The 24353-nt window shown below is 63.1% G+C and carries 26 protein-coding genes; 15 read left to right on the top strand and 11 right to left on the bottom strand.

Going from position 1 to position 24353, the window contains the following annotated elements; genetic code table 11:
- Window positions 1-159 precede the first annotated feature (159 nt).
- A complete protein-coding gene (locus GRI34_RS07930) occupies window positions 160-909 on the top strand; it encodes a TorF family putative porin (protein WP_160595468.1) in 750 nt (249 codons plus the stop codon).
- A gap of 86 nt (window positions 910-995) precedes the next feature.
- Window positions 996-1433: a VOC family protein gene (locus tag GRI34_RS07925; RefSeq protein WP_160595467.1), complete on the top strand. Its 438-nt coding sequence runs from the start codon at window positions 996-998 to the stop codon at window positions 1431-1433.
- A gap of 10 nt (window positions 1434-1443) precedes the next feature.
- Here the strand turns inward: GRI34_RS07925 and nhaA are convergent, their stop codons facing one another.
- Window positions 1444-2673 carry a Na+/H+ antiporter NhaA gene (nhaA, locus tag GRI34_RS07920; protein ID WP_160595466.1) on the bottom strand — a complete coding sequence of 410 codons (1230 nt, stop codon included), beginning with the start codon at window positions 2671-2673 and terminating at the stop codon, window positions 1444-1446.
- An 81-nt stretch (window positions 2674-2754) separates the two neighbouring features.
- Between nhaA and GRI34_RS07915 the strand changes: the two genes are divergently transcribed.
- From GRI34_RS07915 to GRI34_RS07895, 5 genes are all read left to right on the top strand, one after another.
- Window positions 2755-4155 carry a glycosyl transferase family protein gene (locus GRI34_RS07915; RefSeq protein WP_160595465.1) on the top strand — a complete coding sequence of 467 codons (1401 nt, stop codon included), beginning with the start codon at window positions 2755-2757 and terminating at the stop codon, window positions 4153-4155.
- Entirely contained in the window at window positions 4152-5273 is a 1122-nt protein-coding gene (locus tag GRI34_RS07910) for a hypothetical protein (RefSeq protein ID WP_160595464.1), read from the top strand. The genes GRI34_RS07915 and GRI34_RS07910 overlap by 4 nt, the downstream gene beginning before the upstream one ends.
- 46 nt (window positions 5274-5319) lie before the next feature.
- Window positions 5320-6225, top strand: a complete 906-nt coding sequence (locus tag GRI34_RS07905; RefSeq protein WP_090480570.1) for a sulfite exporter TauE/SafE family protein — start codon at window positions 5320-5322, stop codon at window positions 6223-6225.
- Between the two features lie 35 nt (window positions 6226-6260).
- Entirely contained in the window at window positions 6261-6971 is a 711-nt protein-coding gene (locus GRI34_RS07900; protein WP_160595463.1) for a TIGR02186 family protein, read from the top strand.
- A gap of 98 nt (window positions 6972-7069) precedes the next feature.
- Entirely contained in the window at window positions 7070-9061 is a 1992-nt protein-coding gene (locus GRI34_RS07895) for an ATP-binding protein (protein ID WP_234028177.1), read from the top strand.
- 125 nt (window positions 9062-9186) lie between these two features.
- Here the strand turns inward: GRI34_RS07895 and GRI34_RS07890 are convergent, their stop codons facing one another.
- Together GRI34_RS07890 and GRI34_RS07885 are read right to left on the bottom strand one after the other, a co-directional pair.
- Window positions 9187-9921, bottom strand: a complete 735-nt coding sequence (locus GRI34_RS07890) for a 7-carboxy-7-deazaguanine synthase QueE (protein WP_160595462.1) — start codon at window positions 9919-9921, stop codon at window positions 9187-9189.
- A 180-nt stretch (window positions 9922-10101) separates the two neighbouring features.
- Entirely contained in the window at window positions 10102-12810 is a 2709-nt protein-coding gene (locus tag GRI34_RS07885) for a valine--tRNA ligase (RefSeq protein ID WP_160595461.1), read from the bottom strand.
- A 103-nt stretch (window positions 12811-12913) separates the two neighbouring features.
- Between GRI34_RS07885 and GRI34_RS07880 the strand changes: the two genes are divergently transcribed.
- From GRI34_RS07880 to GRI34_RS07865, 4 genes are read left to right on the top strand one after another with little or no spacing between them, the layout of a single operon-like run.
- Window positions 12914-14023 (top strand): ABC transporter permease, encoded by a 1110-nt coding sequence (locus tag GRI34_RS07880; RefSeq protein WP_160595460.1) that lies wholly within the window; start codon window positions 12914-12916, stop codon window positions 14021-14023.
- Window positions 14023-14919 carry an ABC transporter ATP-binding protein gene (locus GRI34_RS07875; RefSeq protein ID WP_160595459.1) on the top strand — a complete coding sequence of 299 codons (897 nt, stop codon included), beginning with the start codon at window positions 14023-14025 and terminating at the stop codon, window positions 14917-14919. Before GRI34_RS07880 ends, GRI34_RS07875 begins: the two co-directional genes overlap by 1 nt.
- A gap of 3 nt (window positions 14920-14922) precedes the next feature.
- The gene (locus GRI34_RS07870) at window positions 14923-15870 is read left to right on the top strand and encodes an MlaD family protein (RefSeq protein ID WP_160595458.1); all 948 of its coding nucleotides are present in this window, start codon (window positions 14923-14925) and stop codon (window positions 15868-15870) included.
- Window positions 15867-16469, top strand: coding sequence for an ABC-type transport auxiliary lipoprotein family protein (locus tag GRI34_RS07865; RefSeq protein WP_234028176.1), 603 nt, complete (start codon window positions 15867-15869; stop codon window positions 16467-16469). The genes GRI34_RS07870 and GRI34_RS07865 overlap by 4 nt, the downstream gene beginning before the upstream one ends.
- A gap of 56 nt (window positions 16470-16525) precedes the next feature.
- Here the strand turns inward: GRI34_RS07865 and GRI34_RS07860 are convergent, their stop codons facing one another.
- Genes GRI34_RS07860 through crcB form a run of 7 tightly spaced genes read right to left on the bottom strand, consistent with a single transcriptional unit; the run spans window position 16526 to window position 20627 of the window.
- The gene (locus tag GRI34_RS07860; RefSeq protein ID WP_160595457.1) at window positions 16526-16888 is read right to left on the bottom strand and encodes a hypothetical protein; all 363 of its coding nucleotides are present in this window, start codon (window positions 16886-16888) and stop codon (window positions 16526-16528) included.
- 49 nt (window positions 16889-16937) lie between these two features.
- Window positions 16938-17642 (bottom strand): ATP12 family chaperone protein, encoded by a 705-nt coding sequence (locus GRI34_RS07855; RefSeq protein WP_160595456.1) that lies wholly within the window; start codon window positions 17640-17642, stop codon window positions 16938-16940.
- Window positions 17642-17851 (bottom strand): hypothetical protein, encoded by a 210-nt coding sequence (locus GRI34_RS07850; protein WP_090480602.1) that lies wholly within the window; start codon window positions 17849-17851, stop codon window positions 17642-17644. The genes GRI34_RS07855 and GRI34_RS07850 overlap by 1 nt, the downstream gene beginning before the upstream one ends.
- Window positions 17844-18497: an HAD-IA family hydrolase gene (locus GRI34_RS07845; protein WP_160595455.1), complete on the bottom strand. Its 654-nt coding sequence runs from the start codon at window positions 18495-18497 to the stop codon at window positions 17844-17846. The genes GRI34_RS07850 and GRI34_RS07845 overlap by 8 nt, the downstream gene beginning before the upstream one ends.
- Window positions 18494-19093, bottom strand: a complete 600-nt coding sequence (locus GRI34_RS07840) for an FMN-binding negative transcriptional regulator (RefSeq protein ID WP_160595454.1) — start codon at window positions 19091-19093, stop codon at window positions 18494-18496. Before GRI34_RS07840 ends, GRI34_RS07845 begins: the two co-directional genes overlap by 4 nt.
- Window positions 19093-20220 (bottom strand): RluA family pseudouridine synthase, encoded by a 1128-nt coding sequence (locus GRI34_RS07835; RefSeq protein WP_160595453.1) that lies wholly within the window; start codon window positions 20218-20220, stop codon window positions 19093-19095. Before GRI34_RS07835 ends, GRI34_RS07840 begins: the two co-directional genes overlap by 1 nt.
- Entirely contained in the window at window positions 20217-20627 is a 411-nt protein-coding gene (gene crcB, locus GRI34_RS07830; protein WP_090480614.1) for a fluoride efflux transporter CrcB, read from the bottom strand. The genes GRI34_RS07835 and crcB overlap by 4 nt, the downstream gene beginning before the upstream one ends.
- A 205-nt stretch (window positions 20628-20832) precedes the next feature.
- Here crcB and rpsU point away from each other — a divergent pair, with 205 nt between their 5' ends.
- From rpsU to gatA, 4 genes are all read left to right on the top strand, one after another.
- The gene (gene rpsU / locus GRI34_RS07825) at window positions 20833-21039 is read left to right on the top strand and encodes a 30S ribosomal protein S21 (RefSeq protein WP_006834591.1); all 207 of its coding nucleotides are present in this window, start codon (window positions 20833-20835) and stop codon (window positions 21037-21039) included.
- 79 nt (window positions 21040-21118) lie between these two features.
- A complete protein-coding gene (locus tag GRI34_RS07820; RefSeq protein ID WP_160595452.1) occupies window positions 21119-21694 on the top strand; it encodes an FKBP-type peptidyl-prolyl cis-trans isomerase in 576 nt (191 codons plus the stop codon).
- A gap of 49 nt (window positions 21695-21743) precedes the next feature.
- A complete protein-coding gene (gene gatC, locus GRI34_RS07815) occupies window positions 21744-22046 on the top strand; it encodes an Asp-tRNA(Asn)/Glu-tRNA(Gln) amidotransferase subunit GatC (protein WP_090480620.1) in 303 nt (100 codons plus the stop codon).
- A complete protein-coding gene (gatA, locus tag GRI34_RS07810) occupies window positions 22046-23527 on the top strand; it encodes an Asp-tRNA(Asn)/Glu-tRNA(Gln) amidotransferase subunit GatA (protein ID WP_160595451.1) in 1482 nt (493 codons plus the stop codon). The genes gatC and gatA overlap by 1 nt, the downstream gene beginning before the upstream one ends.
- A gap of 4 nt (window positions 23528-23531) precedes the next feature.
- Here gatA and GRI34_RS07805 read toward each other — a convergent pair whose 3' ends face one another.
- Window positions 23532-24314 carry an FkbM family methyltransferase gene (locus GRI34_RS07805; RefSeq protein WP_160595450.1) on the bottom strand — a complete coding sequence of 261 codons (783 nt, stop codon included), beginning with the start codon at window positions 24312-24314 and terminating at the stop codon, window positions 23532-23534.
- Window positions 24315-24353: the final 39 nt, after the last annotated feature.

Here is a 24353-nt window from a genome sequence, read left to right as displayed (position 1 = left end):
GATATTGCGATAGCGAAAAGTTCAGCAAGTAATCTTGCGCCGAATCGTGGCTTGCTGCACGATCATTTCGATTTCGACCGAGGAGCCCTTCCTAAAAACGGGGACCCGGCGAAAACGCAGGTGGGACGAAGCACCAAACCGAACCTAAGGAGTTCGAATATGCTCACGTCCTTTCGCGGCCGACTGGCCGTTTCGCTCGCCGCTCTTGCATGCGGCATTTCTTCCCCCGCTCTCGCGCAGGACGAAGCCGAGGCCGACGGCGTAACCGTTTCGGCCAATGTCTCGCTCGTGACTGACTACCGCTTCCGCGGGGTCTCGCTGTCCGGCGGCGATCCTGCAATCCAGGGTGGTCTCGATGTGGCTCATGACAGCGGCTTTTACGCCGGTGTCTGGGCGTCCTCGATCGACGGCGGACCGTCCTATGGCGAGATGGAATTCGACATTTACGGCGGCTGGTCGGGCCAGCTCAGCGAAGGTGTCAGCGTCGATGTCGGCCTGCTGTACTATCTCTATCCCTCCGAAGAACTCGGTCTCGATACCGATTACTGGGAACCCTACGCTTCGATCGGCTTCAACCTCGGTCCGGCAGAAGCGACCGTCGGCGCCGCCTATGCCTGGGAACAGGATTCGCTTGGCGGGGACGACAACCTTTACGTTTACACCGATCTCAGCACCGGCTTGCCGGGTACGCCGCTGACCGTCACCGGGCACCTCGGGTACACCGACGGCGTACTCGCGCCGCCGCTGCTCGCTGGCGATACGGACGACAGCGGTCTCGATTGGTCGATCGGTGCCAGCTATGCTGCTGGCCCGCTTGAAGTCGGCATTTCCTATATTGGCGTCGAAGGCCCTTCGATCGACGGCTTTACCGACGATGCGATCGTGGGAACCGTGACGGCCAGTTTCTAGAACAAGGTCTCACGCTAACGGATCGGGGGCGCGTCCTTTCGGGCGGGCCCCCTTTTCTTGATCGGGCTGCGTCCTAACTATGTCGCATGACCCAATATCTGCACTCCATGATCCGCGTCACCGATCCCGACGCTACTGTCGCATTTTTCGAACTGATTGGCCTGAAGGAAGTGCGCCGCAAGGACAGCGAACAGGGGCGCTTCACCTTGATCTTCCTTGCCGCGCCGGGTGAAGAGGGCGCTGCCGAGGTCGAGCTGACCTACAACTGGCCGCCGGAAGACGGCAGCGATCCGGAACAGTATGAAGGTGGGCGCAATTTCGGCCATCTCGCCTACCGCGTCGACGACATCTACGAGACGTGCCAGCGGCTGGTCGATGCAGGCCACACAATCAATCGTCCCCCGCGCGACGGGCACATGGCCTTCGTCCGCACGCCCGACGGCATTTCCATCGAGTTGCTGCAGGACGGCTATCTTGAACCTGCCGAGCCGTGGGCCAGCATGCCGAACACCGGCAGCTGGTGAGCCTTCCGGCCTAGAGGTCTGCCTTGTCGAGGTAGGGCGATCTCTCGTCGTCGGGGTGGTCGGTCGTCATCCGCAGGATGGTATAGCCGACGACTGCCGAGACGAACGAGCCCATCAGGATGCCAATCTTGGCTTCCTCGATCAGCAACGCGTTCCCGGCGAATGCCAAGCCGGAGATGAACAGCGACATCGTGAAACCGATTCCGCACAGGATCGAGACACCCCAAATCTCCGTCCAGCTTGCGCCATCCGGGCGCGGCGCGAAGCCCAATCTATCGGCCACGTAAATAGCTGACAGGATGCCCACCTGCTTGCCGAAGAAGAGGCCGGCGGCGATCGCAATCGGCAGCGGCGCGATAATGCCTTCCATGCCGAGGTTGCCGATTTCGACGCCTGCATTGGCGAAGCCGAATACCGGGACGATAAGATAGGCGCTCCATGGGGCAAGACCGTGTTCCAGATGTTCGAGCATGGTGTCGTCGTCCTTGCCGCGCATCGGGATAGTCAGCGCAGCGACGACGCCCGCAATGGTGGCGTGCACTCCTGAGTTGAGCACCACGAACCACAGCACCAAAGACATCAGGATGAACGGCGTATAGGCCGAAACGCGTGCTCGGTTCATGACCATCATGATGGCGACAACCACTGCTGCGGCAAGCAGCCACATGACCTTGAGGTTGGCCGTATAGAATAGTGCGATCACCAGCACGGCGCCAATGTCGTCGACGATCGCGACCGTCAACAGGAACAGGCGTAGCGATGCCGGCACTCTGCTGCCGAGCAGGCCCAGCACACCCATCGCAAAGGCGATGTCGGTCGCGGCCGGGATCGCCCAGCCGCGGGTCAGTTCGCCTGCGCCTTCGGCATTGACGAAAAACAGGTAGACCAGCGCCGGGAAGATCATCCCCGCTGCAGCGGCAAGGATCGGCATCTTGCGCTGATCGTTGTCGGACAATTGCCCTTCGATCCACTCGCGCTTCACCTCGAGGCCGACGACGAAGAAGAAGATCGCCATCAGTCCGTCGTTGATCCACAGGTGCAGCGTGTTCAGCTTGAACACGTCAGCGCTGAACAACTCGCCGTGGAACAGGTGATGGTAATCCTCTGCCAAAGCGGAGTTGGCGGCCAGCATTGCAGCGATGGCAACCAGGATCAGCAGGATGCCCGCTGATGCATCGCTGACGAAGAGCGCGCGAACCGGTGCGAAGACGAGGCGGATGGGTGAACGTCGGTTACTCATATCGCGTGCTCTCTTTCGCAAACCATCGTGCGTTGCAAGGGTGGATTCTGCAGGTTAGGGAAGCGACAGGGGGATAAAGGGTTGCCGGTCGCACAATTTACGTCTGCCGAATGGCTTGCGTTGCTTCAGCACGAGCTGTTGCTGCTTGCCGCGGTGTTCTTCGCCATTGGATTGATCGACGAACTCGCGATCGATATCACCTATGCCTGGCTTAGGTTGACGGGCAGGGCGAAACCTGCCGAAGTCGGAAGTAGGGGATACGCCCTCCAGGACCTTTCAGGAATGGCTGCCGTGTTCATTCCCGCATGGGAGGAGGACACCGTCATCGGACCGACCCTTGCCCACGCGCTTGCATCCTGGCCGCAGGACGATGTGCGCATTTATGTGGGATGCTATCGTAACGATCCGGCCACGATCGCGTCTGTCTCAGTGGCTGCACGCGGTGATGACAGGATTCGCGTGGTGATTGTCGGAGCGGATGGCCCGACAAGCAAAGCGCACTGCCTCAACCGCCTCTACCAGGCTTTATGTGACGATGAGACACGCCTGCGTGCCAAGGCACACATGGTGGTATTGCACGATGCGGAAGACATGGTCGACGAAGCAGCCCTGGTCACGCTCGACCGGGCGATATGGCATGACGATTTCGTCCAGTTGCCGGTCATGGCCCTGCCGCAATCGGACTCGCCGTGGATAGCCGGCCACTATTCGGACGAATTCGCGGAATCCCACGCCAAGGCGATGGTAGTGCGCGACGCGCTTGGCGTCTCCGTTCCCGGAGCAGGTGTCGGCTCCGCAATCAGGCGCCCTATGCTGGATCGACTGGCCAGGCTGCACGCCGGAGAACCTTTCGCCTCCGCCTCGCTGACGGAAGATTACGAGCTGGGCCAGCGGATCTGCGCACTCGGGGGAACCGGACGGTTTCTCAGGGCGAGGACACATGATGGTCGCCTTGTTGCGACGCGCGCTTTCTTTCCTTCGGATCTTTCAGCTGCTGTGCGCCAAAAGACCCGCTGGACCCACGGCATCGCGCTACAGGGATGGGATCGCCTGGGCTGGCGCGGAACGCTGGCAGAACGCTGGATGACGCTGCGCGACCGGCGTGGCCCCCTGGCTGCCCTGGTCCTGGCGATCGCTTATATCTTGGTGCTGTCGGCGATATTATCGCAAGTTTCGGCAACTGCGGGCTTTGTAGCTCCGTTGGAGCCTTCGCCAATGTTACGCGGGCTGTTGGTGTTCACGATGTTCGGCCTTGTCTGGCGGTTGCTCGCGCGCGGTCTATTTACCGGTCGAGAATATGGTGTGAAGCAAGGCCTGATGGCGGTTCCGCGAGTACTCGTTTCCAATGTCATCGCCATTATGAGCGGACGCCGCGCATTGGCCGCCTATTGGCGCAGCCTGCGCGGTGCGCCGGTCGTCTGGGACAAGACCGCACATCACGATCATCCCTCCCTCGCGCTGCCCAAGGCAGCGTACGCATGAACCACACATCGACTGACCGCCGCGGACAGCCGCTTGTATTCCTGTTCGTGCTGCTGGCCGGATGGTTGACGCTCAGGCTCATGACGTGGGAAAATCCCTGGCCGCAAGAATTGCTGCGTAGTCTGGAAACCCCGGTGATCGAGCAATTAGCTGCGAACGAGCCAGCTGCGCGTGCGGTGCCTGACGGGAACGCGGGCGAACAGGATCTTCTGCTAAAGGCGCCTAGGGAAATGCCCGTTTCGCTAAGTGCGCCGCCGCCCGCGATCTTGCCCGCCAGTGCAGATCCGCCTCCGCATTTCGTCCAGGACCGCAGCATGTCGGGTCACAATTTGGTTTGGATGGCCGCGATGTCGCGCTTGCCCATGCCCAGAAGTGTTGCCGCGGCTCTCGACCGGCAAGAGGGCAGCGCGCAAGCTGCCATCCCTTTGCCGGAAGGGACGCAAAGGAAAACCAGGCCTTGGCGTTTCGGCGGCTGGCTTTTGCTACGCGGCGAGGGACGTAGCTCGCTCGCTGGCGGAGACCGTCCATCGAGCTATGGTGCGAGCCAGGTCGGTGGTGTGCTTTCCTATCGCCTGTCCCATTCATCAAGTCACCAGCCAGCGGTCTACCTAAGGACGAGCGCCGCGCTGCGTGAACCGCGGGAAAGCGAGGCCGCTTTCGGACTGCGCGCGCGTCCGCTTGCTGGGATGCCTGTGCAGCTTCATGCAGAGGCGCGATTGTCCGATCGATCGGGCCAGCTCGAAATCCGCCCCGCGCTCTTTGCAACGGCAGGGATAGAGCGAAATGACTTGCCGTTGGGCGTGAAAATTCGCGGCTATGGTCAGGTCGGCTACGTGGCAGGGACTTACTCGAGCGCGTTCGTCGATGGGATGGCAGTAGCGGAGCGCGAGGTGGCGCGCTTCGACCTTGAAAAGATCGAGGCCCATCTCAGCGCCGGGGCCGGCGCATGGGGCGGGGCACAGAAAGGTGCAAGCCGCCTGGACGTGGGGCCGAGCGCAAGCATGGACGTGCGCATGGGCGGGGTTTCCGCACGCCTCTCGCTCGATTACCGCGTCCGGGTTGCAGGCGACGCCGAACCCGGGAACGGACCGGCATTCACCCTTTCAACGGGCTTTTGACACGGTTCAGCTTTAATAGAGAGTGACGCTGCGATAGGGCGGGGCAATGGATGTCTATCTCCCCATTGCAAACCTGTCCGTCGACGGACTGGTAATCGTCGCGCTTGGGGCGCTGACGGGCATCCTGTCCGGCCTGTTCGGCGTGGGCGGCGGCTTCCTGACAACGCCGCTGCTGATCTTTTACGGGATCCCGCCGACAGTGGCTGCAGCATCGGCATCGACCCAGGTGACCGGCGCCAGCGTTTCCGGCGTGATCGCGCATTCCAAGCGCCGTGGCGTCGATTACCGCATGGGAGCGGTGATGATCGGCGGCGGCGTGATCGGGTCCGGCTTCGGCGCGCTCCTGTTCAATTTCTTCCGTTCGATTGGCCAGATCGACGTAGTGATCAACGCGCTCTACGTTGTCCTGCTCGGATCGATCGGCCTGTTGATGGCGAAGGAAGCGATCCAGACCTTGCGCGGGACAGGCGGTGCGCAGGCCGCAAGGCGTCGTCATCACCCGCTGGTCGCCAGCCTGCCTTTTCGCTGGCGGTTCTACGGATCGGGACTTTACATTTCTCCGCTTGCACCCCTGATAGTGGGGATCGTGGTGGGCATATTGACCATGCTCATGGGCGTCGGCGGGGGGTTCATTCTCGTGCCCGCCATGCTCTACATCCTGGGCATGAGCGCCAATGTCGTGGTCGGCACCAGCCTCTTCAACATTCTTTTCGTGACGATCGCGACCACGATCATGCACTCGGTCACCACTCGCGCGGTAGACATCGTGCTGGTCGCGCTGTTGCTGCTGGGATCGGTCTCGGGTGCACAGATCGGCTCGCAATTCGCGGTCAAGGCCAAGCCGGAGGCACTGCGCCTTGTCCTTGCCGCCATCGTTCTTCTGGTTGCGTTCCGCATGTTCCTCGGCCTCTTCTACCGGCCTGATGAAATTTACACGGTCTACCCGCTGTGAGGGCAGCGTTGCTTCTCGTCGCTGCTTTCTTCCTGATGGGGCAGCGTGACCCGGTCCTCGTTCCGGAAATCTCGCAGCACGAGGTGCAGGTGAGGCAGGGCTTTGTCGGACAGGAACTGCTGCTGTTCGGCGCAGTACTCGATCCGGCAGGACGTGCGGGTCAGGACTATGACATCGTGGTAGTCCTCAAGGGGCCGAGCGAGCCGATCCGCCTGCGCGAGAAGGAGCGGTTCATCGGCGTATGGGCCAACGCCGAAAGCAGTGATTTTCGCTCGGTGCCGAGCTATTTCGCCGTCGCATCTTCTCGCCCGATCACCGAAATCGTCGACGACAAGACGGCCGCGATCTACGAATTCGGCACGGACTATATCCAGCTGTCGCCCAGCGGGTCGATCAATCCCGAAGAACAGCGACGTTTCGCGGCAGGTCTCGTCGATCTGAAGCGCAGGCTCGGCCTCTACCGCGAGGATTTCGGCGGCGTGCAGATCAGCGAAAGCGTGCTCTACCAGGCGCGTATCGAACTGCCGTCCAACGTGACAACGGGCACCTATACCGCCGAGACCTTCGCCGTGACACGGGGCCGCGTGATCGCCTCAGCCGTCTCGGAGGTCGAGGTAAAAAAGGTCGGCTTCGAGCGTTTCGTGGAGGACAGCGCTAACGAGTGGGGTCTTGCTTATGGCCTCATCGCGGTACTCCTGTCAGTCGGGATGGGCTGGGGTGCAGGGCGCCTCTTCGCTCGCCTCTAGGGCCACAATCCCATTCATCGTTGACACGATTTTAACCGTTCTGCGGCATTCCACCTCTGCAATTTTGCGTGATCTGCACGAGGGATGTGGGCCGAGTTATGAACGACATGAGCAAGGGCAATTTCCGGACTTTCGACCCGGCGAAGGAAGACGGCGCAGAACCGCCGCAGCCGCGCGGTAACAGCCTGCGCGACCGCATCCGCCGGTCCGAACAGGCCCAGCAGCCCGCTCCCGCTACCTCGCGCTCGGGCTATGTGCACCAGCCGCAAGCGCAGCCGGAGCTCGAGCCTCCTTCGGCCAGCGCCCAGCAGGAGGCCCCGCAGGAAGCTGCCGCTCCCCAGCAGGACCACTCGCCCGCTCCCGCCCAGGAACAGACCGAACGGCCCGCGCCGCAACCTTCTCCCCGGGAAGAGGCGGCAAATGCACCCGTCGCCGCTCAGGCCGAAAAGCAGCCCAACCCCGAAGATTCGCCCCAGCAGGCAAGCGATGGCGACAACGCCATTCAGCCCATCGGCGTGGTCCTCGAAATCGCCGGCTCCGGCTCGCAGGTCGCCATTGATTTACAGCGCCTGACCGAATGCGCCGACGACAAGGATCCTTCCGTTGCCATGGCCGGCCAGGTCGGCTCGCAGATCAAGATCCGCGTCGGCAACAGCTGGCTCCTCGCCAGCGTTCGCAACCAGAAGCGCGACCGCAAGGCTGGCAGCATTCTCGCCAATATCGACTTCCTCGGTGAAGGCGTGGAAGAGAAGCTAACCGGCAGGCTCCACGGTTTCCGCCGCGGTGTGACCCGTTACCCGGTGCCCGGCGCGTTGGTCTACCCCGCCAGCACCGCCGACCTCAAACAGGTCTATGCCAGCGATGGCCGCAGCGCGGTCACCATCGGCAAGGTCTATCCCACCAAGGACATCCGCGCCGGCATCTATGTCGATGCCATGCTGGGCAAGCACTTCGCCCTCCTCGGTTCGACCGGTACGGGGAAATCGACCAGCGCCGCCCTGATCCTGCACCGGATCTGCGAGGCTGCGCCCGAAGGTCACATCGTCATGATCGACCCGCACGGCGAATACGCTTCCGCGTTCCGTCAGACCGGTGTCATCCTCGACGTCTCGAACCTTCAGATGCCGTACTGGATCATGAACTTCGAAGAGCACTGCGAAGTCCTGCTCACCAGCAACGGCAACGACCGCCAGATCGATGCGGATATTCTGGCCCGCTGCCTGCTTAAAGCACGCCAAAAGAGCCGTCTTGCCGAACAGATGGGCAAGATCACGGTGGATTCGCCCATTCCCTACCTGCTGTCGGACCTGTCGAACGCGATCCAGGACGCGATGGGCAAGCTCGACAAGGCAACGAACTCCGCTCCGTATATGCGGATCAAGAACAAGCTCGAAGAGCTCAAGACCGACCCGCGTTACCAGTTCATGTTCTCCGGCATGCTGGTCGCCGACACCATGGCCGACTTCATCTCCAAGATCTTCCGCATGCCCGCAGGCGGAAAGCCGATCTCGATCATCGACGTGTCGGGCGTGCCTTCGGACATCACCTCGACCGTGGTTGCCGTGCTCAGCCGCCTCGTGTTCGACTTCGCGATCTGGGGCCGCGAGGAAAAGACCACGCCGATCCTCCTCGTCTGCGAGGAAGCGCACCGCTATGTGCCGAGCGAGAAGAACGCCGACGGCAACTCTGTCGGCACGATCCTGTCGCGCATCGCGAAGGAAGGTCGTAAGTACGGCATCAGCCTTGGTCTCATCACGCAGCGTCCGTCCGACCTTGCCGAAGGCGTGCTGTCGCAGTGCGGTACGATCATTTCCATGCGTCTCAACAACGATCGCGACCAGGACTTCGTGCGCGCCGCGATGCCCGAAGGTGCACGCGGTTTCCTCGATGCCATCCCCGCGCTCCGCAACCGCGAGTGCATCATCTGCGGCGAGGGTGTCGCCATCCCGATCCGCGTCAGCTTCGACAATCTTGAAGAGGTCAAGCGCCCGGCGTCGGAAGACCCGAGCTTCGTCGAGATGTGGAGCCAGAGCGGCGGCGAGGAAGACATCGTCCAGCGGACCGTCCAGCGCTGGCGCTCGCAGGGGTAGTGTTTCTTGCTTTTCGCACCCGCCTCCGCGGGTGCGTCCTCGCTAGACGTGCGGCAAGCCGCACCCGCTGCGGGCGGGCGGTCGTCCTTGCGTCCGCTGGTCGCGGACGGACCGGTGCACGTCAGTCACGTTCCACGGGTATCGCCGAACAAATGAATATGCAGGCGGTCGCTCATGCGGAAGCCGTGCTTCAAGCATAGATCGGCCAGCCATTTCTCGCGGGTGCGCAGCGTTTCGCTGTCGGTGCCCTCGGGCATCAGGAAGACATGGCCGGGGCGGAAGCGATAGCGTTCGTGGAGCGCCAGCACCTCGTCCACGTCGGAAGGCTCCGCGATCACGAATTTGAAGAAGGCGCGCGGGTCGGTGGCGTAAGCGTCGAGCCGCTCGGGGACCAGCGCGAGGTCCGCCGAATTGCCGCTATGCGCCAGCTTGGGGCTGACGTTGAACTGGTCAATGCGGATGTCGAGCGGGACCGGAGCCTTGGTCGTGCCGTTGGTTTCGATCTCCACGCTGATATCGGGCAGGTGGTCAAGCAGCTTGGCGAGCGCCGGTGCCTGCAGCAGCGGCTCCCCGCCGGTAATGACCAGCCGGTCCTGACCCAGCGCCAGGATGCGCTCGGCGACCTCGGCCTCGTCCAGAGTGACCTGGTTGGCTTTTCGCTCGAAAGTCCGATCGTCGCGGTGCGGGCGGTTGTCCCCTTCGAAATGCCAGGTGTAAGCCGTGTCGCACCACAAGCAGGCAAGGTTGCAGCGCGACAGGCGCATGAAGGCGACGGGCCGGCCCACGCTCGGCCCCTCGCCCTGCACGGAAGCGAAGATTTCAGGTCCGCCCGTATCGTCCGTGGCGAGAACTAGCGCCATCGGGCGATCCCCGAAGGCGACGAAGGCGACACCGTGTCACCCGGCGAAACAGCCGTCAAAGCTCTGTTTTCGCGAGCAAATGTAGCGTCCCCGCCAGGGCGACACTTGGCGCAGGAAATTCGAGTGCGAGCGGTGTTCATGCCTGTCTTGTGCCACAGCCGGGCCGGGTAGGAAAATTTCCTAGCCCAGCCGCGCCAGTGCCGCCTTCAACCGTTCGATCTCGGCCGTGTGATGCGCGAAGTCGGCGCGCGCCTTTTCGACTGCCTCGGGCTTGGCGCGTTCGACGAAGTTCGCGTTGTTCAGACGACCCTCGAGCGATTTGGCTTCCTTCGTGGAGGCTTCCATCGCCTTGGACAGGCGCGCCTTCTCCGCTTCGATGTCGATCACGCCTTCGAGCGGCACGATGAAAGCATCGTCGCCCGCTGCGACCTGCATTGCCGCGCCTCCGGGTGCCTCTTCGAACCGGACCGGCGTGAGGCGCGCGAGACGCTCGATAGCGGCGGCGTTCTCTTCCACGACCTTGCGGCCGAGCGCCGACGGGGCGGGGCAATAGGCTTCGAGCTTCGCCCCCGGCGCGATGCCGAGTTCGTTCTTCGCCGTGCGGACCGCGCTGGTGAGCGCGATAAGCCAATCGATTTCGGCCTTGGCGCTCGCATCGACCTCCGCCTGCGGATCGGGCCATTTGGCGGTGATCAGCGGATAGTCGGGTCGGTCGCCCTGCTTTGACCACAGCTCTTCGGTGATGAAGGGCATGAAGGGGTGGAGCATGACGAGGATCTGGTCGAGCGCCCAGCCGGCGACCGCCTTGGTTTCCTCGTCGAAATTGCCTTTGATCAGCTCGATGTACCAGTCGCAGAACCGGTCCCACACGAAGTGGTAGATCGTATTCGCGGCGGCATCGAAGCGCAGGTCGGCCATCGCCTGTTCGAGCGCGTTCTTCGTCTCGACGACTTCGCCGATGATCCACTTGTTGACCGCCTGCGTCGCGGCGGGCGCGGCGATGCTGGTGCTCGCGCCGATCCCGTTCGACTGACAGAAGCGCGTCGCATTCCAGAGCTTGGTCGCGAAGTTGCGATAGCCCTCGACGCGGCGTTCATCCATCTTGATGTCGCGGCCCTGGCTTTCCATCGCCGACATGAAGAAGCGCAGCGCATCGGCACCGTACCGGTCGATCAGGCCGAGCGGGTCGACGACATTGCCCTTGGACTTGGACATCTTCGCTCCGTCGGCGGCGCGTACGAGACCATGGAGATAGAGCCGCGGCCATGGCGCCTTGCCGGTCAGATGCATGCCCTGCATCATCATGCGCGCATCCCAGAAGAACAGGATGTCGAAGCCGGAAATCAGCAGGTCGTTAGGATAATGCTTGTCGAAGAGCTCGGTGTTGTCCGGCCAGCCGAGCGTAGCGAAGGGCCAAAGCGCGGAAGAGAACCACGTGTCGAGGACGTCGTCGTCGCGAGTGAGGGCGACGCCTTCACCTGCCTGCGTCTGTGCCTCCTCCTCGGTCATTGCGACATAGGGATTGCTGTCCTCGTCGTACCACGCCGGAATGCGGTGACCCCACCACAGCTGGCGGCTGACGCACCATGGCTGGATGTTTTCCATCCAATTGAAGAAGGTCTTCTCCCAGCTCTTCGGGACGATCTCGATCGTACCGTCCTTGACCGCCTGGATGGGGGCCTTGGCGAGGGTTTCGGCGTCAACGTACCACTGGTCGGTCAGCCACGGCTCGATCACCACGCCGCCACGGTCGCCGAAAGGCGTCGCGATGGTACGCGGTTCGGCATCGTGCTCTTGCTCGTTGCCTTCCTTGTCCTTGGTGACATGCGGAATGAGGAAGCCGAGTTCCTTCATGCGCGCCACGACCAGTTCGCGTGCGCCATCGACGCCGTCACGCTTGAAGCGATGCAGGCCGATGAACTCGTCGGGCACCAGCCCGTCTGCGGTCTGGCAGACATTGCCTTCCGCATCGAGCATGTTGAGCATTTCGGCAGCGGCGAAACCGGCGCGCTTGCCCACATCGAAGTCGTTGAAGTCGTGGCCTGGCGTGATCTTCACGCAGCCCGAGCCCAGTTCGGGATCGGCGTGTTCGTCGGCCACGACCTTGAAGCGGCGACCGGTGATCGGCTGGAGGATGTCCTTGCCCACGACCGACTTGTAGCGCTCGTCATCGGGGTGAACCGCGACCGCCATGTCAGCCAGCATCGTCTCGGGGCGCGTGGTGGCGACGACGAGGTAATCCTTGCCTTCCGACGTCGTGACGCCATCGGCGAGCGGGTAGCGGAAATGCCAGAAGGCGCCCTTCACATCGACCGTCTCGACCTCGAGGTCGGAAATGGCGGTCTTGAGCTTTACGTCCCAGTTCACCAGCCGCTTGTCGCGGTAGATGAGGCCTTCCTTATGGAGGTCGACGAACGTCTTGAGCACGGCGTTCGAAAAATGCTCGTCCATCGTGAACTGCTCTCTGGACCAGTCCATCGAGCAGCCGAGACGCCGCAGCTGGCGCGTGATCGTGCCGCCGCTTTCCTCTTTCCATTCCCAGACCTTGCCCACGAAATCCTCACGCGAGTAATTCGTGCGCTTGTCCTGTTTCGCTTCCATCTGGCGTTCGACCACCATTTGCGTCGCGATGCCCGCATGGTCGGTGCCGACCACCCACAGGGCATCCTTGCCGCGCAGCCGTTCGTAACGGATCACGACGTCCTGCAGCGTGTTGTCGAGCGCATGGCCGATATGCAGCGAGCCCGTCACGTTCGGCGGCGGGTTCACGATGGTGAAGGGTTCCGCACCCTTGCGTTCGGGACGGAAAAGTCCGTTTTCCTCCCAATGCGCGTACCAGCGCTGCTCGATGTCGGCGGGATCGAAGGTCTTGGATAGCTCGGTGGTCATGCAATTGCCAATGCCAGTGCGCATTGTGCGATGCAACGGGATATAGCCTTCGCGCGCTTACGTGCTTGTTTGGCGATCGAAATCCGCCCATACGGGAGGGCGAATGACAGGGCTTGCAGAATTCGAGATCGTCGAGGGGGACGGTGGCTCCGCGCTGGTGCTCACCGGGCCCTATCTCGTGTCCACCATCGGCTCGATCGACGAAGACTTACGCGACATGGATGGCGACGTGGCGACGATCGACCTGTCCGGCGTGTCGGAGATCGATACGGTGGGTGCATGGCTGGCCTGCACGCTCGCGACCGAGCACGATGCCGAAATCACCGGGGCAAGCTCGCGTGCGCAGCGCTTGCTGGACGCAATTTCGGGTCTTGGCGGCGAAGAAAAGCTCGCCGCGCCGCGCCTGCCGTTCTGGAGCCGGGTGCCCGAAGCCATGGGCGAAAAGATTTTCAATGCCCGCACCGGCATCGTCGGGGTCATTAGCTTCCTCGGCGCGCTGTTGATTTCTGCCGGAGCGCTCCTGCGTAATCCCGGGCGGTTCCGCACCGTAGCGCTGTTTCGACAGATGGAGTTGGTGGGCGTGTCTGCCCTGCCGATTATCGGCCTGATGAGCTTCCTTATCGGGATCGTCATCGCCCAGCAGGGTGCAGTCCAGCTGGCACAATTCGGCGCGGAAACGCTGACGATCAACCTTGTCGGGCGAATCACCCTGCGAGAACTCGGCGTGCTGATGACGGCGATCATGGTTGCCGGCCGTTCGGGTAGCGCCTTCGCCGCCGAAATCGGCACGATGAAGCTGACCGAAGAGATCGACGCCATGCGCACGATCGGCATTTCGCCGATGGAAGCGCTGGTCATCCCGCGCATCCTCGCCTCGGTCCTTATGATGCCGCTGCTCGGCTTCTATGCCTCCTGCATGGCCATCATTGGTGGCGCGGTCATCGGGGAAACGATGCTTGGCATTCCCTTCTGGACATTCCTGAGCCGCATTCAGGAAGTGGTGCCGACCTACGATCTGTGGGTCGGCCTCGTGAAGGCGCCCGTATTCGGTCTGATCGTGGCGCTGGCGGGTTGTTACAACGGCATGCAGGTGAAGGGTAATTCCGAAGAGGTGGGCAAGCGCACTACGCTGTCCGTGGTCTCTGCCATCTTTGCCGTCATCGTGCTCGACGCGTTCTTCGCCGTGTTCTTCACTGAAATCGGGTGGGCGTGATGGCCAGGTCCAGCAAGCCTAAACACGAACGCTATCGCGGCGATTTTCCCATCGTCGTCGACGGGCTGGTCAATCGCTTTGGTACGCAGACCGTACACGAGAACCTCGACCTCAAGGTGCGGCGCGGCGAAATCCTCGGCGTCGTGGGCGGTTCGGGAACCGGCAAATCGGTGCTGATGCGCTCGATCATCGGCCTCCAGCCGCCGTCGGGTGGCAATATCGATGTATTCGACCAGTCGATAACCGAAGCCGAGCCCGACGAGGTGCTTGGCGTGCGCGATCGCTGGGGAGTCCTGTTCCAGGGCGGGGCGCTGTTCTCAACCCTCACGGTGGGCGAGAACGTCGAGGTTCCGCTGAAGCAATTCTACCCCGACATCTCCGACGACCTGCGCCACGAAATAGCGCGCTACAAGGTTATGCTCTCGGGCCTTCCCGAAGAAGCGGTCAGCAAATACCCGAGCGAACTTTCCGGCGGCATGAAGAAACGTGCAGGCCTTGCTCGCGCGTTGGCGCTCGACCCGGAACTGCTGTTCCTGGACGAACCGACCGCGGGTCTCGACCCGATCGGTGCATCGGCATTCGACCGCCTGACCAAGGAACTGAAGGAAACGCTCGGGCTGACTGTGTTTCTCATCACCCACGATCTCGATACGCTTCACGAGATTTGCGACCGGGTGGCGGTACTCGCCGACAAGAAAGTCATCGCCGTCGATACCGTTCCGAACCTGATGGAACTCGATCACCCCTGGATACAGGAATATTTCAACGGCCCGCGCGGACGCGCCGCACTGACGGCGCAGGCGCTCGACGAATTGCGCCGGCACATGGACCGGCCGGTCGCCGCGCACGCGGTCAAAGCGTTGGACAAAACGCCTCCGGGCAAGGATAAGGCCTAACCAATGGAAACGCGGGCAAATTACATCTGGGTGGGAGCTGTGACGCTGGCCGTATTGGCCGCGCTAGCGCTCTTCATCGTTTGGCTGGCACGCTGGGGCGAAGGCGCCCAGAAAGACTACGACATCTTCTTCAAGCAGTCGGTCGCCGGGCTCGCCAATGGCAGCCAGGTCAGCTTTGCTGGCGTTCCGGTAGGGCAGGTCAACCAGATCGTGCTGTGGGACAAGGATCCGGAATTCGTCCGCGTGCGCATCAGCGTAAAAGAAGAAGTGCCGATCCTGGTCGGCACCACGGCGACCATCCAGGGCAGCTTTACCGGTGTCTCGACAATCCTGCTGGATGGCGCGCGCAGCGGTGCGCCGCCCATCACCTGCGAAACCACGGCCTGCACCGAAGGCGTGCCGATCATTCCGCCGCAGGACGGTGGCCTGAATGCGCTGCTTTCAAACGCGCCGCTGCTGCTGGAACGGCTGGCGACACTGACCGAGCGCCTGACGCAGCTGCTGGACGAGGAAAACCAGGGCGAGATTGCGGGTATCCTTGCCAATACCAACGAGATGACGCGCAGCCTGGCGCAGACCGCTCCGCAGATCGAGCGGACGATGGCGGAACTGCAGATCACCTTGCGCGAAGCGAGCGAAGCGCTGGACGAGTTCGAGAAGGTCACCGCTTCCACGGACCGCCTGATCAATACCGAGGGCGAGCAGCTGGCGCAGGAATTGCGCAAGACGCTGGCGTCGGCTGGCGGCGCGGCCAAGGCGCTGGAACAGACGCTCGAAGAAGCGCGTCCGGCGACCAAGCAGCTGACCGAAAGCACGCTGCCCGCCGCCGAAGCGACGCTGCGCGACCTGCGCGCAACCAGCAAGGCGCTGCGCAGCGTGACCGAAAAGATCGACGAGAAGGGCGCAGGTTCGCTGCTTTCCAGCCAGCCGTTGCCCGAATACGAACCATGAGACGGGATCGCGCGATGAACATGACCAAGACCCTCGCCATCCTTGCCCCGGCCCTGTTGCTGGGCGGCTGCATCAGCTTTGGCGCCGAACCGCCCGAAAGCCTGCTGACCCTGACGCCCACGGCCACGGCGCCTGCCGGAACCGGCGGGTTGAGCGATGCGGGCAGCGCCCTTGCGCTGACCGAGTTCGAGGCCCCGGCCGCGCTCGACGTGACGCGCGTCCCTGTGCAGGTCAACGCCACCGAACTCGCCTATCTCAAGGACGCGGTGTGGGTGGAAAAGCCCGCCCGCCTGTTCCGCCGCCTGATCGCGGAAACCATCCGCACGCAGTCGGGCCGCGTGGTCGTCGACGGGGACGATCCGGGTGCGATGGCGGTCAACCGCATCTCGGGCACGCTACGCCAGTTCGGCTATGACGCCTCGACTTCCAGCGTTGTGGTCGTCTTCGACGCCGTGCGCGCGGGCGAGGGCAGCGCAGTCGAAACCCGCCGCTTCGAAGCCGTGGTGCCGGGCGTGACGCCCGACGTCCAAGGCGTCGGCCCCGCCCTTAACCGCGCCGCGAACGACGTCGCGGTGCAGGTCGCGGAGTGGGTTGGGTAAGCCGTAGGGTTGTCGAACGTCTGCTAACGACCCGATTGCGGACGGTTTATTTCCTATCAGGTGGCCCGCAGAATGAAGTTGATCTCTCCGTCAGCCAGAGTGGAAATCTCGTAGGACCACGCGTTTGCATCCATGAACGAACAGGTCACAGTTGGGCAGTGGACACCCAACTGCTCTTCGATTTCTTCTAGAAAGTTGTCCTTGCATTCATCGGACATTTTTAGTCGCACGCCATAGGTGAAGTCAGTTTCGTGATCATAGTCACCAACACGGACATTTCTGACTACCGCGTCTCGACAAATCGCCAGTCCTGTTTTCGACTGGAAAAACTCAGGCGTTTCAAGACGGTCTTCCGCGCACCCGCTATGAAGGGCGCCGACTGATAGTAGGCCTGCGATGATCGTAGCTAGGCAGCGCATGATCTCTGCTTACCATGCGAATGTCCGCTTTCCACCCCACTTTCAGACTTCAGCGCGCCACTTCTCCAGCAGTCCCTGCAAACTTCATCGCGGCGAGGAAATCGCCCCTGCGCCTGGCGCGACGTTCTTCGGCTTCTTCCTCGCGGCCCCAGAGGTCTGCCTGCCATTCTTCTTCGAGGCTGGCCGCGGCCCATAGGCCTTCGCCGTCGGCGGCCTCTTCCAGCGCTTCGAGGCCTACGCATAGTGATGCGGCGAGCGAGGTGAGCTGTTCCAGCGCGGCGAGGTGGAAGGGGCCGAGCGCGGCGAGGCGCTGGCGCAATGTGTCGAGACTGGTCGCAGGCTGCGCCTTGTGGACGATCCCGCTGACGCGGTGCAGCGTCACGCCTTCGCGCGCTTCCATCGCGGCAAGGATCGGCTCCCACACCTCTTGCTGGCGGCGGTAGAGCGGCTCTTCGGGATCGGCGCGGTAGCAGAGTGTGTCCGTCTCGGCATAACCGACCAGCTTGTCGATCACGCTCTCCGCATCGCGCGCGACCACGTCGAGCGCATAGTCGGCCATGTCGCGAAAGCGGAAGGAGGCCGGGTCGATCTTTTCGCCCTGCGCGCGCCATTCGGCGGCGAGCATTTCGGCCATCGCCTCGCTCGGCAGGACCTGCGGCTGGCCCCCTTGCGTCTTGATCGGCCGCCCGTCGAGATGGACCGTCCAGCCGAGGTCGGTCTCAGCGACACTCACGTCCTTGTAGAAGCGTTTCATCACTCGCCCGATTTCCAGCGCTTGGATAGAACCGCGGGCACCACGAAGAACTCGGCGAGGCCGATCACGAGGATGATGTAGCCGACGAAATCGGGCAGATCGATGATCTTGCTGACGATCAGCGCGCCGATGAACACCATGACGAAGGCGCTCAGGCGGGCCATCTGGATCACCCAGAAACGGCGGGCGACAGTCTCTTCATCAGCCACGGATCATATTCTCCAGTTCTTCCATGGTGGAGGCGACGGATTGTGCGCCCGCCGCCATGAGTTCTGCGGGATCGTGATAGCCCCAGGCGACGCCGATGGCGCGAACGCCCGCAGCCCCGGCCATCTCGATATCGAAGCTTGTGTCGCCGATCATGACTGCGTCATCCGCACCCACGCCTGCTTCGTCGAGAGCGGCTTCGAGCATGGCGGGATGGGGTTTCGAGGGATAGCGATCCGCGCCGTGCAGCGTCACGAAGCGCTGCTTGATCCCATGCGTTTCGAGACAGGAATGAAGCCCCCGGTCGCTCTTTCCCGTGGCCACGCCGAGCAGCCAGCCATCCTCGTCAAGCCGGGCAAGCAGGTCGGCCATGCCGTCGTAAAGCGGTTCGTGCAGCGCTCCCGACAGCCGCGTTTCGCGAAACAGGCGCTTGTAGGCTTCGACCACCTGCAGCCGGTCGACTTCGCGTCCGTCCATCATGAGCTGGCGCACGGCGAGCGGCAGGCTGAGGCCGACGGTGCGGCGGATGGCGTTGCGTTCGGGCGGCGGGCTGCCGATGGCCGCGAAGGCGCGCTCCATCGTTTCGCACACGGCGGCCTGCCCATCGACGAGAGTGCCGTCGCAATCGAATACGGCAAGCCGCGTCATGCAGACACCTTGCGCATCCAGCGCGCCAGATGCGGGTTGCCCTGTTCCTCATGCGTCTGCGCGATGCGGTCGCGCACCGGGGCTGGCTGCTTTTGCGAAAGCTTGAGCGTGGGGCGCATGGTCTCCACTGTGAGTTCGAAGCCGACAATTGCCCTGAACAGTTTCGCCCAATGGCTTTCCGGCGTTTCGCTCGCCAGCCACTGCTCTCCGCCCAGACCGTTCTCGAACTGCGTGATGGAGGTGTGCAGCAACGCCTCAAGCCCTTCGTCATCGAGGCGCGTTACACTGCCATCCAGTTCGATCGCGACGTAATCCCAGGTGGGGACGGAAGCGCGATCGGCATACCAGCGCGGACTGACATACCCGTGCGGCCCGTTGACGACGATGAGTGCTTTCGCCCCGTCGAGATGTGTGGCCAGCGCGTTCGACCGCGCGATATGGAATTGGAACGCGCCATCGCCGGTCGCGATCAACGGGACATGGGCGACGCGCGGTCCGTCCGGCGTGGTCAGGAACACCATCCCGAAACCGGCCTCCGCCACGATGCTCTCGATCAGCTCCCGGTCGTCGGTTCGGAAGAGCGGATTGGGATGCATCAGCGCTTGCCCTTGCCCTTTGCCGGGCCCTTTCCGCCGGTTCCGCCACGCGCCCTGCGCGGGCCACGCTGGGCCTTGCGGTAGTTCTTGGCGTGCTGGCGGGCCTGCTGCTTCTTCTCTTCGCGCGATTTGGGCGGCGGATCGTCACGCATGGGCGTGGCGTCGCTGGCGTTCTCGTCGAAGCCAAGCTGTTCGAGCGAGGCGGCGAAGTGTTCGGGCAGGTCGGCGATCACGTCCAGCTTGCCGCCGTCCGGGCTGTCGATGATCAGGCGCCGCGCGTGCAGGTGCATCTTGCGGCTGATGGAACCGGTCAGGAAAGCGTCGCGACCGCCGTATTTGCCGTCGCCCACGATGGGATGGCCCATGGCCGCACAATGGACGCGCAGCTGGTGGGTGCGGCCCGTCATCGGCTGGAGTTCGAGCCATGCGGCGGTCTTGGCCGCCGTCTCCACGACACGATACTTGGTCTTGGCGGGGGCGCCGCCTTCATGGTCGACATGCATCTTCTCGCCGCCCGATCCGGGCTGCTTGGCCAATGGTGCCTCGATAACGCCCTGCTTGATGTCCGGCACACCGACCACCAGCGCCCAGTAGATCTTCTTGGCGCTGCGACCGGAAAACCGCTTGGAAAAGAACGCCGCGCTACCGGGCGTCCGCGCCACGAGCAGGACGCCGGAGGTATCCTTGTCGAGCCGGTGCACGAGGCGCGGGCGGACATCGTCCTCGCCCTCGACGAAGGCATCGAGCAGCCCGTCGACATGGTTGAAAGTATTCGTGCCGCCCTGCGTGGCGAGGCCCGCCGGCTTGTTGAGCGCGATCGCGGACTTGGTCTTCTTGATGACCATGTCGTGCGCCTGTTCGATCTCGGCCTGGCTCAACTCGCGCTTGGCCTTCGGCTTCTTGTGCGCCGCGTCGCCGCCCGGGGGCACGCGGATCTGCTGGCCCTGTGCGAGCCGGTCGTCGGGCTTCACCCGCTTGCCGTCGACGCGGACCTGGCCGGTGCGCGCCCACTTGCTGACGGTGCCGAAGCCCACTTGCGGCAAATGCCGCTTGAACCAGCGGTCGACACGGATGCCGTCATCGTCGGCCTCGACCGTGAACTGGCGTACTTCGTCGGAGGTTTTCATCCTGCCATCCTCATGACTGCAAGCCCGACCATCAGCCCGGTGATGCCGAGCGCGAAGGAAAGGACGGCATATAGCGTTGCGAAGAGATATTGTCCGCGCTCGATCAGCATCACCATTTCCAGGCTGAAGGCGCTGAAAGTGGTGAAGCCGCCCAGAACGCCAGCGCCAAGCAGCAGGCGCGTCTGCTCGCTGGTGTCGGCTCCCGATCGCACCAGCCAGCCGGCCAGCAAGCCCATCAGCAGGCTGCCGATCGCGTTTACGGCGAGGGTGGCGAAGGGGAAGGCGCCCATGATCGGTGCGCCGAGCCATTGCGTCATAGCGCGCCCGGTCTGGTAACGCATGGCCGCACCGATACCGCCGCCGATGGCGACATGCAGGGTTGCGGCAAGGGGGGAGAGGGTGGACATTGCGCGATCCCCTAGCCGCTCGCGCGGGTTTGCGAAAGGCGGCACTGCACGCTTGCCTTTTATGGCTCGAATCCGTATGTGGCCGCCATTCGAGCCGGTCCGGAACGGATTCGGCGCGCTTTTCGTTGATAAAGCGAAACCCTATTCAAGGAGGCATACCCCGCAAGAAGCGGGCTCTGGCCCGTAAGTCGAGGTATTGAATTTTATGCAGATCATGGTTCGCGATAACAATGTCGACCAGGCCCTCCGCGCGCTCAAGAAGAAGCTGCAGCGTGAAGGCGTCTATCGCGAAATGAAGCTGCGCCGCCACTACGAAAAGCCGAGCGAAAAGCGCGCCCGTGAAAAGGCTGCTGCAGTTCGCCGCGCTCGCAAGCTGGAGCGTAAGCGCATGGAGCGTGACGGCATCAAGTAAGCCGTTGATTGCTTCTGCAAGCTAAGCCATGAGGGCGCGGAGAAATCCGCGCCCTTTGCGTATTACAGGCGAATTTTACATGACCGAGATCACCCGCGTACCGCTCCGCCCCATCAAGAAGGGCTCGCTCACCAAGCTCTGGCTGGGCGTCATCGTCGCCATCCTGCTCGGTGCAGGCCTGGCGTGGGCTGCCGTGCCCAAGGGCGTGGAAGTGGAAACACTGACCGAGGGTGTCGGTCCTTCGCCGCAGATCGGCGATGTGGTCTTTGCCAACTACGTGGGCACGCTGCCCGATGGCACCGAATTCGACCGTTCGCAGCCGAGCCCGTTCCCGCCCGAGATCTTCCCGGCGGGCACGCCGTTCCCGCTCGACGAGCAGGGCGGCATCATCGAAGGCTTCGCCGAAGGCCTGATGCAGACGCAGAAGGGCGGCAAGTACCGCATCGAAATTCCGGCAGAGCAGGCCTATGGCGCAACGCCGCCTCCCGGATCGGACATTCCGGCCAATAGCGACCTCATCTTCGAGGTCGAAGTGACGGAAATCATGTCGCTTGAAGAAGCGCAGCAGCGCTTCATGCAATTGCAGGCCCAGATGGGTGCGCAGGGCGGTCCCGGCGGCCCCCAGGGTGCCCCTCAGCAAGCGCCCGTCGAATAAGGCGCAAAGCCTGCTTGAAGCGCGCGCGCCACACGGCTAACGCGCGCCCATGTCAGTTACCCGAGAAGAAGTGGCGAAAATCGCCTCTCTGGCCCGCATCCGGATGGAGGATGCGGAGCTGGATCGCATGGTGCCCGAGCTCAACAACATCCTCGACTGGGTGGAGCAGCTGGGCGAAGTCGACACCTCCGGCGTAGAGCCGATGACCGCGGTCATCCCGAACACGCTGCGCCTGCGCGACGATGTGGTCGACGCCATTCCCGAAACGTCCGGCGGACGGCGCGACGATGTGCTGGCCAATGCCCCGGCGGCCGAACACGGCTTCTTCGGCGTGCCCAAGGTGATCGAGTAATGACCGACCTTACGAATCTCGGCGTGAAGGAAATCCGCGACGGCGTGGCCGGCGGCGATTTCACCGCGCGCGAAGTGGCCGATAGCTTCAATGTTGCCGTCGCAGCCGCTGCCGAACTCAACGCCTTCATCGTCACCACGCCCGATCATGCTCTTGCCGCGGCAGATGCAGTCGATGCGAAGCGTGCCAAGGGCGAAGACCTCGGCAAGATGGGCGGCGTGCCCATCGGCATGAAGGACCTGTTTGCAACCCACGGCGTCCAGACCACGGCCGCCAGCCACATCCTCGAAGGGTTCAAGCCGCAGTACGAAAGCACTGTCAGCCAGAACCTGTGGGATGCAGGCGCAGGGATGCTGGGCAAGCTCAACCTTGACCAGTTCGCGATGGGCTCCTCGAACGAGACCAGCTACTTCGGCAACGTCAATTCGCCGTGGAAGAAGGATGGCACCAATGCCGCGATGAGCCCGGGTGGTTCTTCCGGCGGTTCCTCCTCCGCCGTCGCTGCGCGCATTGCGCCCGCCGCCACCGGCACCGACACGGGCGGTTCGATCCGCCAGCCCGCAGCTTTCACCGGCATTTGCGGCATCAAGCCGACCTATGGCCGTTGCAGCCGCTGGGGCGTCGTCGCCTTTGCCAGCAGCCTCGACCAGGCAGGCCCGATGGCGCGCTCGGTCGAAGATTGCGCGATCATGCTCGAAGCCATGGCCGGTTTCGACCCCAAGGATGCGACGTCCCTCAAGATGGACGTGCCGAACTGGGAAGCCGCGCTCGATGCGGACCTGAAGGGCAAGAAGGTCGGTATCCCGAAGGAATACCGCATGGACGGCACCGACCAGGCCATTCTCGACAGCTGGGAACAGGGCAAGGCATGGCTGCGCGATGCAGGGGCGGAAATCGTCGATATCTCGCTGCCGCATACCAAGTATGCGCTGCCGGCCTATTACATCATCGCCCCCGCAGAAGCCTCGTCCAACCTCGCGCGTTATGACGGCGTGCGCTACGGCTTGCGCGACCTGCCCGAGGGCGCCGGCCTGCAGGACATGTATGCTGCCACCCGCGCCGCCGGTTTCGGTGACGAGGTGAAGCGCCGCGTGCTGATCGGCACCTATGTGCTCAGCGCCGGTTTCTACGACGCCTATTACACGCAGGCGCAAAAGATCCGCACGCTGGTGGCACAGGATTTCGAGAAAGCTTTCGGCCAGTGCGACGCGATCCTTGCGCCAACGACGCCGACCGCCAGCTTCCCGCTGGGTTCGCTCAACGAAGATCCGCTGACGATGTATCTGAACGACGTTTTCGCCGTTCCCGCATCGCTGGCCGGCCTTCCCGCGATGAGCGTGCCGGCCACGATCAACGAGGACGGCCTCCCGCTCGGCCTGCAGATCGTCGGCAAGCCCTTCGACGAGCAGGGCGTGCTCAACGCCGGTCTCGCGATCCAGCAGCGTTCCGGGTTCGAAGCCAAGCCGGACAAGTGGTGGTAACCGCCTAGCGGACTTGGACGTACCAGTCGTCGAACTGCGACAGGTCCTCGAAGCGCCGTTCGTAGCCCTGCGATGTCAGGAGCGCGTGTATGCGCTCGCGGTCGGGCGTGTAATTATGCTCGACCGTGATGCAGCCGATCGGACGCGACGCGAAGTCGTAGGCCTCAAGGATGGCGAACTCGCTGCCTTCCGTGTCGATCGACAGGTAGTCGATAGTGGCAGGCGCATCATGCCGGTCGAGTAGGTCGCCGAGGGACACGGTGCTGACGTCATAGCGCCTCGCCGCTCGCCGCTCGTGATGGTCGCGCGCGCTGAACGCTTCGATGGTGGACGTTTCCGACCATTCCGTTTCGCAGAATGACAGGGTCTCGCCGCTCTTCGACCACACGCAATCGTAGTCCTTGGCCGCGCTGCGTCCGGAATTTTCCAGCCGCCCGCGCCAGACCCGGCCCGGTTCCGCAAGGATACCGCGCCACCCGAAGTAAATCTCCAGGAGGTAGGAGTTGCTGAGCGTGACGCCGTCGGTCGCGCCGAATTCCACGAAGAACCCGCTGTGTTTCCAGCCGGTTGCGGACAGGGCGAAGAAGTCCTGGTTCAATTGCGAAGGACTGTGCGGGAGCAAATCCAGCGCTTCGCGCAAGCGCCCGTCCTCCACCATCGAGAGCAGCAACGCCTTTTCACCGAGCAGCACCTTGTCGCTCATTTCGGCAAGCGTTCCGGCAGGTACCAGCTCTCTCCCGGCCAAGGCGGCCAGGCGGCGTGCCAGAAACTTTGCAATCGGTCGCATCCAGCCCCTTCCATCGTGCGCTGCAAACGCTTATCGGCA

Source organism: Qipengyuania aquimaris (assembly GCF_009827445.1).
Taxonomy (GTDB): Bacteria; Pseudomonadota; Alphaproteobacteria; order Sphingomonadales; family Sphingomonadaceae; genus Qipengyuania; species Qipengyuania aquimaris.
The sequence above is the reverse complement of the archived record's forward strand: the minus strand, read 5'-3'. Positions and strand labels throughout refer to the sequence as shown.

Bases quoted from the DNA above. Each gene is read 5' to 3' on its own strand.
- GRI34_RS07875 (WP_160595459.1), top strand. From the start codon at position 14,023: ATGGCCAGGTCCAGCAAGCCTAAACACGAACGCTATCGCGGCGATTTT.
- crcB (WP_090480614.1), bottom strand. From the start codon at position 20,627: ATGTCCACCCTCTCCCCCCTTGCCGCAACCCTGCATGTCGCCATCGGC.
- GRI34_RS07895 (WP_234028177.1), top strand. From the start codon at position 7,070: ATGAACGACATGAGCAAGGGCAATTTCCGGACTTTCGACCCGGCGAAG.
- GRI34_RS07930 (WP_160595468.1), top strand. From the start codon at position 160: ATGCTCACGTCCTTTCGCGGCCGACTGGCCGTTTCGCTCGCCGCTCTT.
- rpsU (WP_006834591.1), top strand. From the start codon at position 20,833: ATGCAGATCATGGTTCGCGATAACAATGTCGACCAGGCCCTCCGCGCG.
- GRI34_RS07885 (WP_160595461.1), bottom strand. From the start codon at position 12,810: ATGACCACCGAGCTATCCAAGACCTTCGATCCCGCCGACATCGAGCAG.
- GRI34_RS07835 (WP_160595453.1), bottom strand. From the start codon at position 20,220: ATGAAAACCTCCGACGAAGTACGCCAGTTCACGGTCGAGGCCGACGAT.
- GRI34_RS07870 (WP_160595458.1), top strand. From the start codon at position 14,923: ATGGAAACGCGGGCAAATTACATCTGGGTGGGAGCTGTGACGCTGGCC.
- nhaA (WP_160595466.1), bottom strand. From the start codon at position 2,673: ATGAGTAACCGACGTTCACCCATCCGCCTCGTCTTCGCACCGGTTCGC.
- GRI34_RS07840 (WP_160595454.1), bottom strand. From the start codon at position 19,093: ATGCATCCCAATCCGCTCTTCCGAACCGACGACCGGGAGCTGATCGAG.
- GRI34_RS07860 (WP_160595457.1), bottom strand. From the start codon at position 16,888: ATGCGCTGCCTAGCTACGATCATCGCAGGCCTACTATCAGTCGGCGCC.
- GRI34_RS07820 (WP_160595452.1), top strand. From the start codon at position 21,119: ATGACCGAGATCACCCGCGTACCGCTCCGCCCCATCAAGAAGGGCTCG.
- GRI34_RS07865 (WP_234028176.1), top strand. From the start codon at position 15,867: ATGAGACGGGATCGCGCGATGAACATGACCAAGACCCTCGCCATCCTT.
- GRI34_RS07910 (WP_160595464.1), top strand. From the start codon at position 4,152: ATGAACCACACATCGACTGACCGCCGCGGACAGCCGCTTGTATTCCTG.
- gatA (WP_160595451.1), top strand. From the start codon at position 22,046: ATGACCGACCTTACGAATCTCGGCGTGAAGGAAATCCGCGACGGCGTG.
- GRI34_RS07880 (WP_160595460.1), top strand. From the start codon at position 12,914: ATGACAGGGCTTGCAGAATTCGAGATCGTCGAGGGGGACGGTGGCTCC.
- GRI34_RS07925 (WP_160595467.1), top strand. From the start codon at position 996: ATGACCCAATATCTGCACTCCATGATCCGCGTCACCGATCCCGACGCT.
- gatC (WP_090480620.1), top strand. From the start codon at position 21,744: ATGTCAGTTACCCGAGAAGAAGTGGCGAAAATCGCCTCTCTGGCCCGC.
- GRI34_RS07845 (WP_160595455.1), bottom strand. From the start codon at position 18,497: ATGACGCGGCTTGCCGTATTCGATTGCGACGGCACTCTCGTCGATGGG.
- GRI34_RS07855 (WP_160595456.1), bottom strand. From the start codon at position 17,642: ATGAAACGCTTCTACAAGGACGTGAGTGTCGCTGAGACCGACCTCGGC.
- GRI34_RS07905 (WP_090480570.1), top strand. From the start codon at position 5,320: ATGGATGTCTATCTCCCCATTGCAAACCTGTCCGTCGACGGACTGGTA.
- GRI34_RS07900 (WP_160595463.1), top strand. From the start codon at position 6,261: ATGGGGCAGCGTGACCCGGTCCTCGTTCCGGAAATCTCGCAGCACGAG.
- GRI34_RS07805 (WP_160595450.1), bottom strand. From the start codon at position 24,314: ATGCGACCGATTGCAAAGTTTCTGGCACGCCGCCTGGCCGCCTTGGCC.
- GRI34_RS07890 (WP_160595462.1), bottom strand. From the start codon at position 9,921: ATGGCGCTAGTTCTCGCCACGGACGATACGGGCGGACCTGAAATCTTC.